At 37.5% G+C, this 20,097-nt stretch carries 15 protein-coding genes; 3 read left to right on the forward strand and 12 right to left on the reverse strand.

Annotated elements, in window-relative coordinates; genetic code table 11:
- Positions 1-350 precede the first annotated feature (350 nt).
- The 4 genes from ACQKOF_RS24170 to ACQKOF_RS24185 all read right to left on the reverse strand — a co-directional run bounded on the left by ACQKOF_RS24170 (position 351) and on the right by ACQKOF_RS24185 (position 7,194).
- A complete protein-coding gene (locus tag ACQKOF_RS24170; RefSeq protein WP_427562711.1) occupies positions 351-1,529 on the reverse strand; it encodes an OB-fold nucleic acid binding domain-containing protein in 1,179 nt (392 codons plus the stop codon).
- A 107-nt stretch (positions 1,530-1,636) separates the two neighbouring features.
- Positions 1,637-3,490 carry a group II intron reverse transcriptase/maturase gene (ltrA, locus tag ACQKOF_RS24175; RefSeq protein WP_427562743.1) on the reverse strand — a complete coding sequence of 618 codons (1,854 nt, stop codon included), beginning with the start codon at positions 3,488-3,490 and terminating at the stop codon, positions 1,637-1,639.
- 745 nt (positions 3,491-4,235) lie between these two features.
- Positions 4,236-6,206, reverse strand: coding sequence for a DNA polymerase III subunit alpha (gene dnaE / locus ACQKOF_RS24180; RefSeq protein WP_427562714.1), 1,971 nt, complete (start codon positions 6,204-6,206; stop codon positions 4,236-4,238).
- Between the two features lie 43 nt (positions 6,207-6,249).
- Positions 6,250-7,194, reverse strand: coding sequence for a DHH family phosphoesterase (locus ACQKOF_RS24185; RefSeq protein WP_427562717.1), 945 nt, complete (start codon positions 7,192-7,194; stop codon positions 6,250-6,252).
- A 90-nt stretch (positions 7,195-7,284) separates the two neighbouring features.
- Between ACQKOF_RS24185 and ACQKOF_RS24190 the strand changes: the two genes are divergently transcribed.
- On the forward strand, positions 7,285-7,590 hold the full coding sequence (locus ACQKOF_RS24190) for a YtpI family protein (protein WP_400722032.1): 306 nt from the start codon (positions 7,285-7,287) through the stop codon (positions 7,588-7,590).
- A gap of 125 nt (positions 7,591-7,715) precedes the next feature.
- On the opposite strand, the gene ACQKOF_RS24195 is transcribed toward ACQKOF_RS24190, so the two are convergent.
- On the reverse strand, positions 7,716-9,023 hold the full coding sequence (locus tag ACQKOF_RS24195; RefSeq protein ID WP_370041428.1) for a DRTGG domain-containing protein: 1,308 nt from the start codon (positions 9,021-9,023) through the stop codon (positions 7,716-7,718).
- Positions 9,024-9,174: 151 nt separating this feature from the next.
- Positions 9,175-9,858, reverse strand: coding sequence for a metal-dependent hydrolase (locus ACQKOF_RS24200; RefSeq protein ID WP_427562721.1), 684 nt, complete (start codon positions 9,856-9,858; stop codon positions 9,175-9,177).
- Positions 9,859-10,088: 230 nt separating this feature from the next.
- Here ACQKOF_RS24200 and ACQKOF_RS24205 point away from each other — a divergent pair, with 230 nt between their 5' ends.
- Positions 10,089-11,177: a M24 family metallopeptidase gene (locus ACQKOF_RS24205; protein ID WP_427562724.1), complete on the forward strand. Its 1,089-nt coding sequence runs from the start codon at positions 10,089-10,091 to the stop codon at positions 11,175-11,177.
- Between the two features lie 653 nt (positions 11,178-11,830).
- On the opposite strand, the gene ald is transcribed toward ACQKOF_RS24205, so the two are convergent.
- Positions 11,831-12,946 carry an alanine dehydrogenase gene (gene ald, locus ACQKOF_RS24210; RefSeq protein WP_427562727.1) on the reverse strand — a complete coding sequence of 372 codons (1,116 nt, stop codon included), beginning with the start codon at positions 12,944-12,946 and terminating at the stop codon, positions 11,831-11,833.
- Positions 12,947-13,303: 357 nt separating this feature from the next.
- On the opposite strand from ald, the gene ACQKOF_RS24215 reads away from it, so the two are divergent.
- Positions 13,304-13,753: a universal stress protein gene (locus ACQKOF_RS24215; RefSeq protein ID WP_323649118.1), complete on the forward strand. Its 450-nt coding sequence runs from the start codon at positions 13,304-13,306 to the stop codon at positions 13,751-13,753.
- A 734-nt stretch (positions 13,754-14,487) separates the two neighbouring features.
- On the opposite strand, the gene ACQKOF_RS24220 is transcribed toward ACQKOF_RS24215, so the two are convergent.
- From ACQKOF_RS24220 to mbcS, 5 genes are all read right to left on the reverse strand, one after another.
- Positions 14,488-15,417: a class I SAM-dependent methyltransferase gene (locus ACQKOF_RS24220; RefSeq protein ID WP_427562730.1), complete on the reverse strand. Its 930-nt coding sequence runs from the start codon at positions 15,415-15,417 to the stop codon at positions 14,488-14,490.
- A gap of 89 nt (positions 15,418-15,506) precedes the next feature.
- Complete coding sequence (gene tpx, locus ACQKOF_RS24225; RefSeq protein ID WP_427562733.1) at positions 15,507-16,010, reverse strand: thiol peroxidase; 504 nt, start codon at positions 16,008-16,010, stop codon at positions 15,507-15,509.
- Between the two features lie 276 nt (positions 16,011-16,286).
- Positions 16,287-16,904: an RDD family protein gene (locus ACQKOF_RS24230; RefSeq protein ID WP_427562735.1), complete on the reverse strand. Its 618-nt coding sequence runs from the start codon at positions 16,902-16,904 to the stop codon at positions 16,287-16,289.
- Positions 16,905-16,916: 12 nt separating this feature from the next.
- Positions 16,917-17,930, reverse strand: coding sequence for a signal peptide peptidase SppA (gene sppA, locus ACQKOF_RS24235; RefSeq protein WP_427562738.1), 1,014 nt, complete (start codon positions 17,928-17,930; stop codon positions 16,917-16,919).
- Between the two features lie 332 nt (positions 17,931-18,262).
- On the reverse strand, positions 18,263-19,852 hold the full coding sequence (gene mbcS, locus ACQKOF_RS24240) for an acyl-CoA synthetase MbcS (protein WP_427562741.1): 1,590 nt from the start codon (positions 19,850-19,852) through the stop codon (positions 18,263-18,265).
- Positions 19,853-20,097: the final 245 nt, after the last annotated feature.

Genomic DNA, 20,097 nt, shown 5'->3' on the forward strand with positions numbered 1-20,097 from the left:
ACATTTGTTGCTGTCGCTTCGCTTTCGCACAGAAAACATTTGTTGCTGTCGCTTCGCTTTCGCACAGAAAACATTTGTTGCTGTCGCTTCGCTTTTCGCACAGAAAACATTTGTTGCTCGCTTCACTTTCGCTCAGATAAACAATGCGTCCAAAGGCTTTATCTTCATCTAGAAAGCGTTTGGATACCTAACTAAATCCACCACCTTCAGAAGTTGGAGTCTTCTACTGAACAAAGATAAAAGTGGTCTGGCCACTTTTCAACATTGACTCTAGCTTACAAAATAATTATTAAAAAGTAAAGAAAAAAACTGCATAAGAATTTATGCAGTTTCTAAATTTTTCTTCAATTTCATATTCTTTTCGTCGTTTGTGCATGTTTTACTTTCACTTGCGGTTTACCAAAGCGCCTTTCAAGCGTTCCCTCAATGTAAAGCAATTCATCTTCTAGTAACAACTCTTGAACAAGATGAAAAACCTGTGGGAATAAAGTTACAGATACCGTCCCAAACTCATCCTGAAGCTGAACAAAGGCCATTTGCTCACCTTTTTTTGTCCGTATTTTTTTTATTTCTTCTATCATACCAATCATTTTTACATACGTTCCTTCACGTGCAAGCTTTAACTCTCGGCACGTACTATTTACTTCATTCCAAAAAGCCCTTTCCTCTGAAACCGGATGTGCTGATATATAAAAACCAAGACTTTCCTTTTCATGGAGTAATTTTTCCTTTTGTGACATCGCTTCCGATTCCATATACTTTGGCTTACCAAAACTAAAGGCAGTAGTCGATTCTATATCAATATCCTCAGTTGGTCTTAGCAGTTCAGCATGCTTTAAGGCTGCATCCAATGTTGCTATTAGGACAGCACGATCTTTACCTATATAATCGAGAGCCCCAGCGAAAATTAAAGATTCGATTACTTTTGGTTTAAAATGCTGTGCACTTAAGGTAACTGCCAAGTCAAATAAATTATCAAATGCTTCTGCATTCGTTTGGCGTAAGGCATTCACTGTCTCCATAAATGTATGAGGTACACCCTTTATTCCGGATAAACTATAGCGAATTCCATCCTTTTCAACAGTAAAAAATTTTGTACTTTGTTTTAATGAAGGTGGATAAAATGGAATCCCCTTCTCTTTTGCCTCACTCACAAGCTGCAGAATTTTCTCCACATTTCCTGTTGCATTTGATAAAAGTGCTGTATAAAAGCTTTGTGGGAAATGTGCCTTTAAATAGGCCATTTGGTAGGAAATAACGCTATATGCGACAGCATGGCTTTTAGGAAAACCATAGTCTGCAAAGCGCACAATTAATGCATACACTTCTTCAGCCACATGAACGTCAAAGCCTTGCTTCATTGATCCATTTACAAATGCGGCACGTTGCTCCTCTAATACTTGACGATTTTTCTTACTTACCGCCCGGCGCAATAAATCCGCTTGTCCCATCGTAAAACCAGCCATCACCGAGGCAATTTGCAATAGTGATAGGTAAGCCTTTGATGTTATCTCCAGCTTTTCCCCCACTCCACACCGTACATGAGATTTTCACCTCATACGGCGTTCCATCATATCAAAATCGAATTTATTATCTAACAGAATTTCCAATGCTTTTCTTTAGACTTTAAAATTTATTAAATCGTTTCTAATTTACATTTTCGGCGTAGTGTATTCACTTTCTTTATCATGTCATTATCAAGGGTTAAGTCTGATTTTAATCGTTCAATCACATCTTCTTTCACCGCATGTATTAATCGGTGTACTTTTTCATGAACAATTATCAGATTGCTGTACTTGTCATCCCCACCTAGATGTCTAGGTTTATTATGATGACAATGTACTTCATTAACCTCTAATTCCATTTTAGTTACTGCACATTTGCCTTTTTGGGCAGAGAATCGAGAAAGACGGTTATCGTTGTATTCAACTGTTTCACCCATTACTGGATTTCTCATCAATAGTGTAATTTTAAATTCAATGTTGGAATTCAACTTTTTGTGTTTCAATTGTCTTCCAGCTTCACTATAACTTGAAATTTCTTGGGTGAACTGCATTGGGGCTTTATGTGAAATCTTTGCTAGCGGAATTATCGCCATCTTGCAAAGATAATGAATCCCTTTGCTTTCGCCATATTTCTCTTCAATAAATTTACTTTTCGTACCCGTTTTTGTTTTTAAATCTTTGAAACGATTTTTCCTAATTTTTATTGTGAGGTAATCCACTCTATGAAAGTCTTTACTAATATGTGTGGCTGTATTGTAATAGTTATGAAGCCCAGCGATTGTGGCATTATAGATGCCAATGTTCTTTGGTAATTCATTGGGCTTACCATGTTGAATTTGTTTGACAGCGGTTTTAATTTTGTTTACAGTTTGGTCAAATGCTTTTTGGTTCATATGTGACCTAACTGTAAATTTATCTTTACAACTTGCTTTGTGTGCGCTCCATTTAATCCCTTTGCGAACAACTTTCATTTTAAATCCTAGGAAGTCGGAATACTTTTTCTTTAAATTAACGATTTTAGACTTCTCTTCACTCACTTCAAGATGTAAACGTTCTTGAAGCCATTGAGTAACAGCGATTTTAATGTTTTTTGCTTCTTTAAGTGTTCGACAAAATATTTTAAAATCATCTGCATATCGGACAATATGCATTTCTTTTAATTTGGTTGATTTGAGCGCACGATTCACACTAATACCTTCACTGTATTTGTGTTGCGTTTTCATCCCATTCCATTGTGAGTGAATCCACCAATCTAATTCGTTTAGTACAACGTTTGATAGGAGAGGAGATAATATCCCTCCTTGTGGTGTTCCTTTAGTAGGAATTCCTTCCCCGATAATTTCAGCTTTTAACATCTTAGATATTAGCTTTATTAATGTCTTATCTCTAATCCCAAGGTGCCATAATTGTTTCATTAACTTTCCATGGTTGACGTTATCAAAAAAGCCTTTAATATCAATATCTACAACGAAGTGTAGGTTATTGCGTTGCATTAAGTGATAACATCTTGCCATAGCGTGTGTCGTACTCCGATTAGGTCGGAATCCAAACGAATAGTCATAAAACTTCGCTTCACATATCGGTTCTAGAACTTGTCTAATACATTGTTGCACTAATCTATCTTCAATTGTTGGAATGCCTAAAGGTCTTAGTTTTCCATTTGCTTTAGGTATCATTATCCGTTCAACTTTTTGTGGATGATAGTTGGCTAATCTTTTTCTGACTTGCAACACTAACTCATCAGGTGTTAGTTTTTCCAAATCATTTATTGTGTGTTTGTTCTGTCCCGCTGTGAGACTGCCATTATTAGTTTTAATCTTTCTGTAAGCTACAAGAATATTTCCCTTGCGCAAAATTTTATCCATCAAATTGGAGAATTTACCTCCGCTTTTTGCTTGGCTGTATAATTCATCATACATATTTTGCACATCATAGTATTCGTTGTAACGAAGTGAATCATTTTTCAAAGTCTTGTTGCTTTGCATTGTCAAAGTCGGCTCCCTCCTTTGCAGAAGTGGATTACCTCTTTTAATCATACTCGAACCTTTGAGTATCCTGTTATAACTTTTCCTTTTAATTGATATGACTTGTGCCTATCCCTCCACCATTTATTATCATGGTTTCATCGGTACTGTGGCACTACTTTCACTTGGATAAAAATAAGTTATATCAAATGAGACTTTCCTTATTAACGCTTCATTGGAATTAGGCTTCCTCAACGTTCCAAGCTTACCACGTTCCTATAATCCTATCTGTACATATACCTTTAGGTGCTTCCTTTATGCCTGCTAGCTGGATGATGCCTATAACATCATAAGGTATTTCATAAAATAAAGTTTTACTCTACCTCACTAGCCCCACCTTTATATGGGAATAGCCTTTCGACTACTAAGAACTCTAGACACGTACATTAAGAAGTTCGTCAGTTATAAAAACATTCTCACCATGGGTATTTTATAGACTTCCGGCATATCGTTCTCCATATCTCTACCGCAAACGTTTCAAACAGGTAGGCTCTAACCTTTTTGAACCAATTTTACTTTGATTGTTTTAAGACTTAGGATAACTTCTGCCGACTTCCCCAAGCTTCATATCGATAAGGTTCCTAATCCTTATCCACATGTTGGAGTATTAAAGGGTTTGTTTCAGGGCGTTACTCCTTCATTCCAAACCTCGGATTATAAGTTCTTTACCTCAAATGAGAGGTATGCTGCTTTTCGGATAAATTCCTTATGCAGAACGTGTCGCACTAATCTGTTCTTGATAAACTATAACACCATAAGTCTCTCGTAAAATGGGTTCTAAAGCTGGATGTGGCATAGTAACCGATTCTCTTCCTGCTTTCCGTCTTGCATACACAGGAATAAAATCCATCGGACCAGGGCGATACAACGCATTGACTGCTACTATATCTAAAAAATGGGTTGGATGAATATCACGTAAAGCTTGCTTCATACCTTCAGATTCTAATTGAAAAATCCCTAATGTATCCCCCGTTTGAAGAAGTTGAAATGTCTTTTCATCTTGCATCGGAATAAGCTCAAACTCTATCCAAGGACCACCTGCTTTATAAATGGACCAACGTATCTGCTCTAAAATTGTCAGGTTGCGCAAACCTAAAAAATCCATTTTGACAAGTCCACAAGCTTCTACATCCCCCATTGGCCATTGCGTACAATATATTCCATCATGCCCTTCTTCAATTGGTATCGTATTGACTAATGGTGAAGGAGACAGCACAATTCCGGCCGCATGAGTAGAAGAATTTCTTGGCAATCCTTCAAGTTTTAACGCCACCTCAAACCAGCGACGATGCTTTTCATCCTCGGCTAACCAGCCTTGTAAGCCTTGTGATTCGGCCACTGCTTTTTGCAATGTTATCCCAGGTTTATTTGGAATCATTTTCGAAATTTTTTCTAATACTTCAGCATCAAAACCAAAAACACGGGCAACATCTCTAGCAACTGCCTTAGCAGATAAAGTGCCAAATGTAATAATTTGCGCTACATTTGCCTTTCCATATTTCTGAGTGACATATTGGATAACTTTTTGTCTTTTACTGTCGACAAAATCGATATCTATATCTGGCAGTGTAACACGTTCAGGGTTTAAAAATCGTTCAAATAATAAGCCGTAAACTATTGGATCTACTTGCGTAATGGATAAGCTATAAGCCACAAGAGAACTTGCTGATGAACCACGACCTGGGCCTGTTAAAATACGATTTTCTTTAGCAAAATGCATAAAATCTGCAACAATTAAAAAATAATCTGCATAGCCCATTGAACAAATAATTTCAAGCTCGTATTGAAGTCGCTCCTGATAAACTTGAGGAATTTCAGTTTGCTTTAAACGTTCTGCCAACCCTGCAAAAGCTTCTTTAACGAGCAAGCTTTCGGCTGTTTCATCTGTTGGCACAGGAAATTTAGGCATTTGTACGTGCATTTCAGGAATTTCCGCCGTACAGCTAGCTAGCATCGTTGCACTAGACTCAAGCCATTCTGGATGATCAGCAAACCAACTTCGCCATTCCTCTTCTGTTGGAGCGAAATAACCTTGTAAATGAGCTGATAGCATTGTACCGGTAAGCTTTTCACCTGAATCTATCGCTCTTGCAACCTCAAAGGCAAAATGATCTTCTGGACGTAAAAAATAGCAACTCTGAGAGGCAACCATCGTTATGTTCATAGTTTCACACCATGCTACATACGTTTCTTCTTTTTCAGTTATCATTCCTGCAGGTCTTGCTATACCCATAAATAAATGTTTACCAAATACCTTGTTTAGAGCACTTGCAACTTCAATCCAATTCTCAATTTCTATTAAATCATCCGAAGAAAGTAATGCCACACAACCCGCTGCATATCCTTCAAGCCATTTCCACGGAAGTGCATCATCCTCTCTAATCGAAACTGCACTACTAATCTTTAATAGATGTTGGTAACCTTCTTGCGTCTGAGCATACAGCACAAGTGGAACCTTACTTTCTTGCCACTGTACATTGATCGTGAGCCCTAATACAGCATGAATATTCGCTTGCTGCAATGCATTACAAAAAGGCAAAAGCCCGTACAATTTTGAATTGACGATTGCACAGGCCTGAGTATTTTGCTCTTGTAAAAAAGGGATCAATTGTTCAAGCCGAATCGTACTTTTCAATAAATCCGCACTCGTATGCATTTTCGTGTATACATGTGTCAAATGTATCCCTCCCTTTCTAAGTTTCGATCAATAAGCAACCGATTTATTGATATGCCTTACAAATTTCCTGTAATCTAGTTATAACACGTTCTGCTTCTTCCCATGAGTAAGCTGTAGCTCCAGAAGCGAGTGGATGCCCACCACCATTGAATTCCTTTGCCAAAGTGTTAATAATAGGCCCTTTCGAGCGTAAACGCACACGAATTTGATCGACCTCTTCAATGAAGACCACCCACGCACAAATACCTTTCACACTTCCAAGACAGCCAACTAACAAGGACGCCTCGGACGGCACAACATTGAATTCTGCCAGCAATTCCTTTGTCAACTTGATATGTGCTGCTCCATATTCATCCATTTTGAAATTTTGATAAATATAGCCCTGTAAATTTAATAGTTTTTGATCCATTTCATACATTCCATCGAAAATTTGATTTCGATCAAAATTATATGTAATAAGATCTCCTGCAATTTTAAACGTTTTTACGGTCGTGCTAGGGAATTGGAAACGACCTGTATCCCCTACAATACCAGCAAATAATAATCTTGCGGAGGCATCAGATAGAATCCAGTTTGCTACTTGTTTTCCTTCCTCAAAAAGCTCATAAATCATTTCACTACAAGAGCTCGCATTCGTATCCACCCAAAGTAAATCACCATACGGATCATCATTTGGGTGATGATCTATTTTAATGACTATTTTACCCATTGTATAGCGTTGATCGTCTACACGTTCAGTATTTGCCGTATCTGTCACAATAACTAAAGCATTGTCGTATAGATCATCTGTAATGCGATCTGGATTTGCTAAAAATGATAAAGATTCATCATGCTCACCTACAGCAAAAACCTTCTTTTCCGGATAGTTTGCTAAAATAAGCTCTTTTAACCCTTGCTGAGATCCATAAGCGTCAGGATCTGGACGCACATGGCGATGAATAATGATTGTTTCATATGAAGCAATTGTGTCAATGATTTGTCTTTTCAAATTAATTTCCCCCAAAATGATAGTAACAACCGTTAGCATTTTTCTTTAATAATCGTTACAATAATGACTAGTTATGCTAGGAGGTTTACTATGCTCAATTTAATATTTGTGTTTGCAATAATCATATCATTTGTTTTTTATTTTTATTTTAAAACAAAACAGTTTCGTTCTTCATTACCGATTGCTAAAAATTGGTACAAAAGCAAAGCTAATGTAAGTTTCGGTGCATTTATTCTGTTATTCGGTTTAAACCAAGCCTATTTATTCCCTGGGTTATATACATTTATTATTGTAGCAATTCTTGTCGTTTTAGGCATCTTTGTTATTATCGAAAATATTAAAAGGGTTCGTCACTACGGTCAATTTGTTGACGAGGAGTACCGAATTAACCAATAAATAATCAATTATGCCTCGGCATAATTGCCGCTGACGCTTCGCTTTCGCGCAGATAAACAATGCGTCTGGAAAGAAGTGAAAGGGATGGTCTAGCATTTACCCTAGACCATCCCTTTTGTATTTTCTTAACGTTCCAGTAGTTGGAACATCATCATTGCCTTCCCAACAAGCATTTGTTGATTAAACACTTCGAAGTCCATTTTCACAAACTTACGACTCATGTCTAATATTCGAGGCTTTACAGTAAGTGTACTTTCCATTTGCACAGGCTTGATGAAATAAATCGTCATGTTTTCGGCAACTGCATCTCCACGTTTACGGCGCTTTAATGCGAATGAGCCAACTTCCGCTAACAAAGTTGTAAATGCTCCATAAGAAATTGCTCCATATTGGTTTGTCATTTGAGGTGTGACTTTAAAATCTACGATTAATTCTTCATCGCCAAGCACCTTCATCTCATTTTTCACTAAATCATCAATCGTTTCACCATGCTGTGGTTGTCTTTGAGCAAGCTGAAGCGCTTTTAGTACATCTTGTCTACTAATTACACCTTGCAAAATATTGTCATCATCGACAATTGGCAACAGGTCAATCCCTTCCCAAATCATACGATGTCCTGCAGAAGCAACACTCATTTTCATCGATCCGGCAATTGGATTTTTTGTCATAACCTTATCAATAAGCTCATTTTCTTCTCGACCAATAGCATCTTTTACTGTAATCATCCCAACAAGTTTATTGTTTGCTGTAACAACAGGAAATGCACCATGAGTTGTTCGTTCATTTAGTTTTTGGAAATGATGAATTGTTTCATCGTTTCGGAGAACAGAAGTATCCGTCATCGGTACAAAAATATCTTCAATAAATAAAATATCTTTTTTGATTAATTGGTCATAAATTGCACGGTTAATCATTGTTGCCACGGTAAAGGTATCATAGCTTGTTGAAATAATCGGTAGGTCCAAGGAATCTGCGAGTAACTTGTTTTCCTCCGTTGTATCAAAGCCCCCTGTAATTAAAACAGCAGCACCAGCTCGCAGTGCATTTTCATGTGCTTTAATACGGTTACCAACGATGAGCAAGCTTCCTGCATCTGTATAACGCATCATATCTTCTAATTGCATGGCACCGATCACAAATTTCGTTAACGTTTTATGTAGACCTGTTTTTCCACCTAAAACTTGGCCGTCTATAATGTTAACTATTTCAGCGAAGGTTAATCGCTCAATATTTTCTTTCTTTTTCTTCTCAATACGAATTGTTCCAACACGTTCAATAGAGCTTACTAAACGGCGATTTTCCGCTTCTTTAATGGCACGGTATGCCGTTCCTTCACTCACCTGCATTTCCTTTGCAATTTGACGTACTGAAATTTTATCACCTACGGGTAGTGATTCGATGTATTGTAAAATTCTCTCATGTTTTGTAGACAAAATATCACCTATTTCTCAAGCATCAATTCTGCTCTTAGTGTACCATATTTTTTATCAAATTATTTAATATAAAGTGTGAATTTGTTTTACTTTTCCCATCGTTTCAACTACGCACGTGGTGCCAACTCATATAGTACAGCAGTGTCACTGATTAGGAACAGTTTACTTTTTCACCCGCTTTTAAAATTTGAACCTCTGCATTTTGCACTAAATCTGCAAAAATTTGTGGATCCTGCTCGATTGGAGGGAATGTATTGTAATGAACAGGTACGACAATTTTCGGCTTCAAAAATGAAACTGCATAAGCCGCATCCTCTGGTCCCATCGTAAAATTGTCACCAATTGGTAAAAACGCAATATCAATTGGATGGCGTTCTCCAATTAATTTCATATCACTAAACAAAGCTGTATCCCCTGCATGATAAATTGTTAATCCTTCAATAAATAATAAAATTCCAGCAGGCATTCCCATATAAATAATTTCATTATTTTCAGTTACATATGACGAACCATGGAAGGCTTGAGTAAACTTCACTTTACCAAAGTCAAATTCCTTGGCTCCCCCTATATGCATTGGGTGCGCTTTCACTCCTTGCCAAGAGATCCAATTGGCTAGCTCATTTGGTGCAATAACGAGTGCATCTTTTTTCTTTGCAAGCTCCACTGTATCACCGACATGATCATTATGACCATGTGTAAGTAAAATAATATCCGGAGCTTCATCAGCAACCTTTAAATCTGTTTGCCCATTCCCATTAATGAATGGATCTATCAATATTGTTTTCCCATTTGATTGAATTTTAACAACTGAATGTCCATGATAACTAATTTCCATATAAGTTTCCTCCCTGCGGTACATATTGTTCTACATCATTTTTATTCGCTATCCATGCGATTTTTCCCTTTTTTTGATATGCTAGTACCGAGAATATGAGATTCTTTCTAACAAAGTTTTATCTAGTTAGGAAACAATCTTTCATTCGGTCGAAGCCCCATGCCGGGTAGGCTATCAATTTAGCCAAGCACGTGAAATATTTTTCATTGCAATAAGAGGAGGAACTGTTTATGTCAAAGGTTAAAGAAATTCAAAACTATTTACAACAAAACCAAATTGATGCCGCTTTCGTAACGACACCAGACAATGTTTTTTACGTTTCAGGCTTTAAAAGTAATCCGCATGAGAGATTACTAGGCGTGATGATTTTTAAAGAGGCAGAACCTTTTTTAATTTGCCCCAAAATGGAAATCCCAGATGCGACGGATGCAGGTTGGCCTTATGAAGTCATCGGTCACCAAGATACTGAAAATTCAATGGAAGTTCTTGCACAAGCGATAAAAGATCGTAATGTTAACCCACAAACGTTTGCTATTGAAAAAGCTCAGCTCATCGTAGAGCGTTTAGAAGCCCTACAACAATCATTCCCGCAGGCAAGTTTTGTCCGTCTCGACGAAAAAATCAATGCTATGCGAGTAATTAAAGATGAAAATGAATTAGAAAAATTACGTAAAGCTGCAGAACTAGCTGACTATGCTATTGAAATCGGCTGTAAAGAAATCGCTGAAGGCAAAACAGAAATGGAAATCTTAACAGCGATAGAAAGTGCTATTCAGGATAAAGGCTGCAAGATGTCCTTTGAAACAATGGTATTGAGCGGTCCAAAAACGGCCTCTCCACACGGTAAACCAGGTGCTCGAAAAATAGAGAAAGGCGATATGGTATTATTCGATCTTGGCGTAATTTACGACGGTTATTGTTCTGACATTACACGTACGGTTGCCTTTGGTGAACCTAGTGAGGCACAAAAGGAAATCTACAACACAGTACTAGCTGCTAACACAAATGCAATTGCAGCAGTAAAACCAGGTGTTCGCGCAATGGATTTAGATAAAATCGCTCGTGATACTATCTCCGAAGCAGGCTATGGCGAATATTTCACACATCGACTTGGTCATGGACTTGGCATTTCTGTACATGAATTCCCATCTGTTACAGGTGCAAATGAAATGACTATGGAGGAAGGCATGGTCTTCACAATTGAACCAGGTATCTATAAATCTGATGTGACTGGTGTCCGTATTGAAGATGATGTAGTCGTAACAAAAGACGGAGTAGAAGTACTAACAAAATTCCCTAAAGATTTGATTGTACTATAAGTTTATTTAAGGAAAAGGAAGCAACCAACACGGTGCTTCCTTTTTTAGTGTAAAGTATGCTCTTCGGCCAAATGAGGGGTTGATTTCCGTTTCCGGCTGGGCGCTTTCCTGGGGGCGTCCGATGAGCCGCTGATCCCCAAGGAGTCGCCCAGCCTCCACTACAATCAACTACTTCACATAGCATATTTCTTCTGACATGGCACTCTAATTTATAAAAAACTTAGCAAGATGTTTTTTGTGTGAAAGCGCAGCATTAGCAATAACAGGTGTACAATTGTGTCACTGTTATAAGTTGCAATAGTGTTCACTTTTGAAATGAATAAAATTTATAAAAGTTCTACACTATTGATGATTGGAGTGGAAGGCTACTCGACTCCCGTGGGAAAGCGAGACAGGCGAGATCCTGCACGGAGCGGATGTTTTCTGTACGAAAGCGAAGCGGCAGTAACAACAGCGGAGGAAGCGGCTCGACGCTCGCCCACAGGAAGCTCTGCTCTGCGCGAAAGCGAAGCGTCAGCGACAAAGCGAGTAGCCTGGAACGTAAATCAACCCTCATTTTGCTAATAGCCTCCTTACTTAATAGGACACTTTAAAAGTCTTTCAACAACAAAAAAGGAAGCAACCAAACATGGTGCTTCCTTTTGTTATTTTACTTATTGAATTAATTCATCAACATTTACATATGGCAAACCTTGAGAATCTGCAACGGCCTTGTAAACGAGATGTCCCTCTATAGTATTAACACCTTTTTTCAATGCAGCGTTTTCAACACATGCTTGTCTATAACCCTTATTAGCAATTTGAAGTGCATAAGGAATTGTATTATTTGTTAAAGCAATTGTTGATGTACGTGGTACAGCTCCTGGCATATTTGCTACTGCATAATGCACAACTCCATGTTTTACATAAGTTGGATCATCATGTGTCGTAACTCGTTCAGATGACTCAAAAATACCGCCTTGGTCAATAGCAATATCGACTACTACTGAACCTGGTTGCATTGACTTAATCATTTCCTCAGAAACAAGCTTTGGTGCTTTAGCTCCAGGAATTAAAACTGCCCCAACTACCAGATCTGAGTTTTTCACTGATTCTGCAATATTATAAGGATTAGACATTAATGTTTGAACATCACGACCAAACAAATCTTCTAATTGACGTAAACGCTCTGGGCTTAAATCAATAACCGTTACATCTGCACCCATTCCGACAGCTATTTTCGCCGCATTTGTTCCAGCTATACCGCCACCGATCACTGTAACTTTACCGCGTGGTACACCTGATACACCGCCTAGTAAAATACCTTTACCTTCATGATTTTTCTCTAAGAATTGTGCACCAATTTGTGTTGCCATTTTACCAGCAACTTCACTCATTGGTGTTAAAAGAGGTAAAGAACCATTTGCTAATTGCACCGTTTCATATGCGATACCTACAACTTTTTTATTTAAAAGTGCCTGCGTTAATTCAAGCTCTGGCGCTAAATGTAAATAAGTAAATAAGATTTGACCTTCATAGAAGTAATCGTATTCTAATGCTACGGGTTCCTTTACTTTCATAATCATTTCTTGCGCCCATGCTTCTTTTGCCGCCTCAACAATATGAGCACCTGCAGCAACGTAGTCTGCATCTGTGAAGCTTGAACCTAAACCTGCTCCAGTTTCAATGTACACTTCATGGCCTGCATTTGTTAATGTAACAACCCCTGCCGGTGTCATGGCTACACGATTTTCATTGTTTTTAATCTCTTTTGGAATACCAATCTTCATCTTCCCTATCCCCTTCCATTACCTAAAAAATAAGCACATTTTGTTACATACTCTTCGATGTATTGATGCACCCCTTGCATTTCCATATTACCAAACATAAACAAAAAATGCTTTAATTAAAATAATAATAGATAAAATTCCTAATATTCTTACAATGATAAATATTCCAACTTTATCGTTCTTAGAGGTTTCCTGGAGAATGCCACGTAAGTAACAAAAAATATGCTTGTAATAGTAATATTTATTTGTTTGTGAATGTAAATGCCTTCACTTTTTCACATTTTTTCTTCCGGAAAGTATTTCCTTTAGAAAATCATTTGGTATAATCAACATATACAAATCAGGGAGGTAATTCAAATGGCTAATAAATATAAAAGCATTGTAGTTGCAGTAGACGGTTCAAAGGAAGCTGAATACGCTTTCCGTAAATCAATTGACGTAGCAAAACGTAACGATGGTGCTGTATTAAACTTAGTAAATGTTATTGACACACGTTCATTCGCTGCAATCGAAGCATACGACCGTTCAATTGCTGAGCGTGCTCAAGCATTCTCTGAAGAGCTATTAAATGGTTACAAAAAACAGGCTGAAGAAGAAGGCTTAACAAATGTTAACCTTGTAATTGAATACGGCTCACCAAAAAATATCATTACAAAAGAGCTTTCTAAAATTGTAGACGCAGACTTAATCATCTGTGGTGCAACTGGTCTAAATGCAGTAGAACGCTTCTTAATCGGTTCAGTATCTGAAGCAATTGTACGCTCAGCTAAATGTGACGTACTTGTAATCCGTACACCTGAAAATTAATTGTGTATTACATAAAAGGTATCCAATATTGGATACCTTTTTCTTATTGTTGAAAAACCGTTATGTCTTTGAGATTAATGTGTCCTTTTAAATAAGGTATGACTAAATCAATGGTTCCACACCATGGAGTGATTTGACAATCGGAAGCTATAGTATTAAAAGATTTGATTATGTTTTATACAAGGCAAGACTCACCATAGAGAAAAACGAGAAAATTTTGATGTTCCTCACAAAGTGTTAAATGGTAGGGTCTCATATAGCGTTTTCTACACTTCGATTTTGCACATAAAATATTATCACTGAAGCTTCGTTTTATCACTAAGTGGCATGCTAGAAGATACACGCAAAGTGCATTGGTTGATTTCCGTTCCGACTGGGCGTCATAATAAAGTAAAAGGATTCACGCACAGTTTTGTGTGTGAATCCTTTTTGCTCTTTTGAAGGTGGATGTCGATAAAATTTAAAAGTTGGACGATAATTCCTGAAAGTGTTCCGATAAAACTAAATGACATTTTGTTAAAACGTATTATTACTTTATATTTTTTCTTTTATAAACAAACTAAAGAGGCTGGGACATAACTAAATGGTTCCTTCATAAAGCCGAATAATCTCTAAATTAACAAAACACGATAAATAGAAAAACCGAACTATTCCGAAACACTTCATGAGCGTTTCATTGGATAGTTCGGTATTTTTGTTGGCTGAAACACTTTTGTCCCAGCCTCTTTTTTTACTTATTTCCCTTCTTGCCACATCTTCACTTTTTCAAAGAACATAGCTAGAGCTTGTTTATTTTGCATATTTGGTACTTTTGCTAACAGCACCTCTTTTGGAGCTTTGAATTCCTTACCTTGCTTTTGTAAAATGACAATGCTCTTTTCAAGTGCTTTATTGGCGAACATTGTATCTGGCAATTGAATAATCGATTGAATCCAAGCATGCTTTTGAATGTATTTATGCAGTTGTTTCGACTGCTCAGATTCAAAGAGATGGGTTGGTGCTAAGAAAAATAAGTAGCCTCCATCCTTCGTGTAATTAATGGACTGCTCAATAAATAAGTGATGTGCATAACTCATTCCTTCTGAAGCGCATAGTTCATAATCTAATGCGACATCTTCATTCGGATAATATCCGACCGGTAAATCACAAACTACAGCATCTGCAGGATTTACTAATAGGTCTTGTAAAGCATCTTGACGGAATAAGGAAACTGGCTGCTCTGTCAAATCAGCTGCAGCAGCAGCTATACGAATAAGGAGCTCATCCACCTCTACACCTGTTGCTTCTATTTTTCCGTCTAATAAATTCATAACTGTTAATAGTAAATTTCCTGTACCTACTGCTGGATCTAAAATAGAAATTTTTTCTGCTTCTAGACGATCTGCAAATAATTGCTCCACAAAATAACCAACTAGTAATCCAAGAGTATCAGGTGTCATTTGGTGATTCGGCTGAGATCCTTTTCGCATCCCCTTTAAAACAGCAATTTGAATCGCTTTGCGCACATCTTCCTTTGTAGCACCATCTTGTGAAAAATTAACTTCCCCATCTAACCATGCCTCTAAGCCATCTAAAATACCCTCTAGCAATGTAACATTATGTTCTTTTTCTATCTTTTCAGCATGTTCATTTAGCATACCAAATAACTTTTCGATATTTTCCATACACAACTTCCTTTCACGCAGAAAAGAGCCGTGACAAAAACTTGTCACAGCCCCTTTGTCTAGTAATATCTTAGCCTAAAATCAATAAATTATGCTAGTGCTTTGACAGCTGCAATTGCCGCTTCATAGTTTGGATGGTCTGTTGCTTCAGGAACATATTCCACATATGTCACTTTGTCATTTGCATCCACAACAAACACCGCACGTGTTAGAAGGCGTAATTCTTGGATGTAGACACCATATGCTTCACCAAATGAAAGGTCACGGTGATCTGATACTGTTTGAACAGCATCAATGCCTGCTGCACCACACCAACGTTTTTGAGCAAATGGAAGATCAACAGATACCGTATAGATAACTACATTGTCACCTAAGTTTGCTGCTTCTTCATTAAAACGACGTGTTTGTGCATCGCAAACACCAGTATCTAATGATGGTACAACGCTAAATAAACGAATTTTCCCCTCTGAATCTTTTAATGTAACAGGTGATAAATCATTCGCTAATACAGCAAATTCTGGTGCTTTGTCTCCAACTTTTACTTCGTTACCTACAAGTGTTACTGGGCCATTTTTAAATGTTACTTGTGCCATATAAACGCCTCCTAATCTTCATATGTACTTAATATTACTAAATGGAGGGAATTAATTGCAACTGAGACAGCTTATCAAAAATAGTTTTGATAAAATCCTATCGCGCATGTAGGTTGATTTTCCGTTCCGGCTGGGCGTGTCCGATGAGCAGCTACGCTTGCGTTTCAGGGTTTCATCTGTGACGCTAATTCCCAAGGTTATTTTCTAACTAACCATCAATTACTACTATCAACAAAAATAAAGGGCTGTCTCACTGAAATGAGACAGCTCTAGCCATTATTCTTCGTTTTTTCCCTCTAGCTTTTCAGGTTCTAGTTTTTCCTCTAGAGAAACAGATTCTGTCTTTTCCTCTTTGATTGGTAAAGATGGTTGCACAACATCTTTTTCAATATAAGTTTTTTCATGAACGACTGTTGTATCCGCGAAATAATCATGTAGACCTTGATTGTTTGGTAAAATGCCTACAAGAATATAAAGTGGCATAAAAATGCTGTTGATGATCCGCCCTATCCAATCACGGAATAACACATCTGACCAAGTCAGCTCCTCATGCTTTAATGAAATAACACGTAATCCAAATATCATTTTCCCTAATGTTTGCCCAAAAAACTTCGTCATTAATACGAAATAACTATAATAGAGAATTGCAGATATAATTGAAATTGGTGCATACCACACTGTTTCCGATAATGACCAATCCATTACATAAAAAATTGGGTTAACGAGAATTCCACCTATAGCTGTAATAACGAATCCATCTAATAAAAATGCCCAAAAACGTATCCAAAAGCCTGCCGTTTTTAACGCATAAGTTTTATTCGTAATTGGCTTATCTATTAGGAAGGTATTCTCCATAGAGGGTGAACCTTGCATAACAATTTCATTGTTTGTCATTGTACTCCCTCCTTAGTTTTCACCATATAAGTACATCATTTTTGGCGCTTTATAATCTGCCATAATTTTCATCAGCATTTTTTCCTCTGCTGAGGGACCAAACATTGACCCAATCTTCATCCCAACATATGATTGCCAACCACCCACATCATATGAATACTCAAATAATTCTGCGTCCTCTAAACCAAAGTCTTTACGCAGTGCAGCAATTGTTGCTTCCTCATCGCCAATCTCATCTACTAAGCCCGCTTCAAGAGCCTTCTTACCACTAAGAATTCGACCATCGGCAACTTTTTTCACATTGGCTTCAGACATATTACGCCCTTTTGCCACAATATGAACGAATTCCTGATAAGTTTCATTAATCATGTCTTGCATCATAGCACGCTCTTCCGGTGTCACTTCACGCATTGGACTAAGCATATCTTTATGTTCACCAGATTTAAACGTTTCATATTTAATACCAACTTTTTCTGCTAACGCCTGATAATTAATAGATTGCATAATGACACCAATCGAACCTGTAATTGTATCACGTTGCGCAAATATTTTATCTGCAGGTGCTGAAATGTAATAACCACCTGAAGCTGCCATCGAATCCATAGAAACATAGATTGGAATTTGTCGCTCTTCTTTAATTTTCAAAAGTTTTTTATAGATTTCTGCTGATTCCTTTACACCGCCACCTGGTGAATTAACACTTAAGACGATACCTTCCACAGTCTGATCATATAAAATATTATCTAATTGATTTAAGAAAAATTGATGATCATAAGCAACTGGTTGCCATAAAGTACTTGAGCCAACATCTTGAATCGTTCCATCAAGCTTTAAATATGCAATACGTTTATCCATATCGCCACCTTCTTTAACCTCTTCCATAACCGTCAAGTCGTTTCCAGCTACCAAGCTATCAAAATTGCTAAAGAAATCCGATTTAAATATTGCAAAAATCGTGTTGATCCCTAATGAAAATACTAATAGTACACCTGCAATTATTAAAGCGGCCCACCTTTTACCATTCATATCTTTCCGCCTCCTCATAACGTTATACGATTGATATCCTAATTTGTTTCATACTTATTACAATAATATGGTCTTATCACCATAACATGAGGTTGACCTCTGTTCCGACTGTGCGCTTTCTATCGGGCGTCCAATGTGCCGCTTGGCAATAAGATTTGCAAAAGCGAGCTAACGCATAGAAAGTTAACTAATGCCATCCCAAACTGTAGGCGATGAGCCAATACTATTGCTTTAATCTATTCAACCTATAATACATTACCTAATTTCATAAAAAAAATCAAAGTTCATAAAAAAAGTAGGAACTTTGATTTTCGACATTATTTCCTAGGAAATTATTGATGAATGATATAATGGATTTTTTCTTGCTCACGTAATTCGACACGACGAATTTTGCCTGATGCAGTCTTTGGTAGCTCAGTAACAAACTCAATTGCACGAGGATATTTATAAGGGGCTGTTAAAGTTTTCACATGGCTTTGTAGTTTTTTAATAAGCGCTTCATCACCAACTTCTCCATCAGAGAGCACAACAAATGCCTTTACTACATTTCCACGAACTTCATCCGGACTCGCGACAACGGCAGTTTCTTTTACTGCTGGATGCTTCAATAACGCATCTTCTACCTCAAATGGGCCAATCGTATAGCCAGACGATATAATGACATCATCCCCACGTCCTTCAAACCAAAAATAGCCATCTTCATCTTTATATGCACGATCTCCGGTAATATACCATTCGCCTCTAAATTGTAAATTTGTACGTTCGGGATCGTTTAAATATTTTTTAAATAACGCGGGTGTTTCACAGTGAACAGCAATATCTCCAACTTCTCCGATTGCAACAGGATTTCCAAAATCATTGATAATTTCAACAGTATTACCCGGAGTAGGTTTACCCATTGAGCCCATTTTAGACTCCATCCCTACCATTGTACCAACAAGTAATGTATTCTCTGTTTGTCCATAACCATCTCGTACTTGTAAATTAAAGACCTCTGAAAATACTTTTATCACTTCACTATTTAAAGGTTCACCCGCTGACACAGCCTGACGTATTGTACTTAAATTGAAATCTCGTAAATTTTCAAGCCCCGCCATAAATCGATATTCGGTTGGCGTGCAACACAGAATATTAATATTGAATTTTTCAAGCAGTGCAAGGTATGTTGCCGCATCAAAGTGACCTTTGTAAACAAATGCTGTTGCACCACTTCCTAAAGTAGCAAGGAACGGACTCCAAATCCATTTTTGCCAGCCAGGAGCTGCTGTAGCCCAAACAATGTCACCTTCTTTGACACCTAACCAATTTGGTGCAGTAGTTCGTAAGTGTGCGTAACCCCAGCCATGTGTATGTACCGCTGCCTTCGGATTGCCTGTTGTACCACTCGTATATGCTAAAAATGCAATGTCTGTACTCTTAGTTGACGTAGAACTTATATAGGTTGTTGGTTGGTTTTGCATTTTTTCAAGCAATGCCTGCCAAGATCCATGTGCATGACCAATGACAAATTGCTGTATTTCTTGTAAATTTTCCACATTATCAAATTGTTCAATATAAGGCTCAAATGCAATAACACCTTTTGCATTGGCATGATTGATTCGATATTCAATATCCTTCGTTCTCAGCATTTCTGAGCTAGGTATTATGGTTAAACCTGACTTTAAGGCTGCAATATAGACGATATACGCTTCAACTGATCTCGGCACCATGACTAAAATAACATCACCTTTTTTTAAACCTTGAGATGTAAATACATGTGCTGCCTGATTCGCCTTTTCAAGTAAAGCTGTATATGTTATATACTGAATTTCCTCATCTTCGTTATAAACTACTAATGCATTTTTCGTAGAATCTTGTGCATATTTTTCAATTTCCTCTGAAATATTATACCATTCTGGTGCGATTAAATCTTCTCTTTTCATGGCAAGTGCCCCCTTTTGTTACGCTCATTATAAAACTCAATTTTTATCATTTTCAATGGAATTCACTCTAATTCATTAAAGTCGTGACAACTATCATACTCTGCTATATGGCATCAGTCACGTTTTAGTTCTATCAATTTCAGCTTGGTTTAATTGTTGCTGTCGCTTCGCTTTCGCACAGAAAACATTTGTTGCTGTCGCTTCGCTTTCGCACAGAAAACATTTGTTGCTGTCGCTTCGCTTTC

Origin of the sequence: Lysinibacillus sp. NPDC093190 (genome assembly GCF_050280425.1) — a bacterium.
Classification (GTDB): domain Bacteria; phylum Bacillota; class Bacilli; order Bacillales_A; family Planococcaceae; genus Lysinibacillus.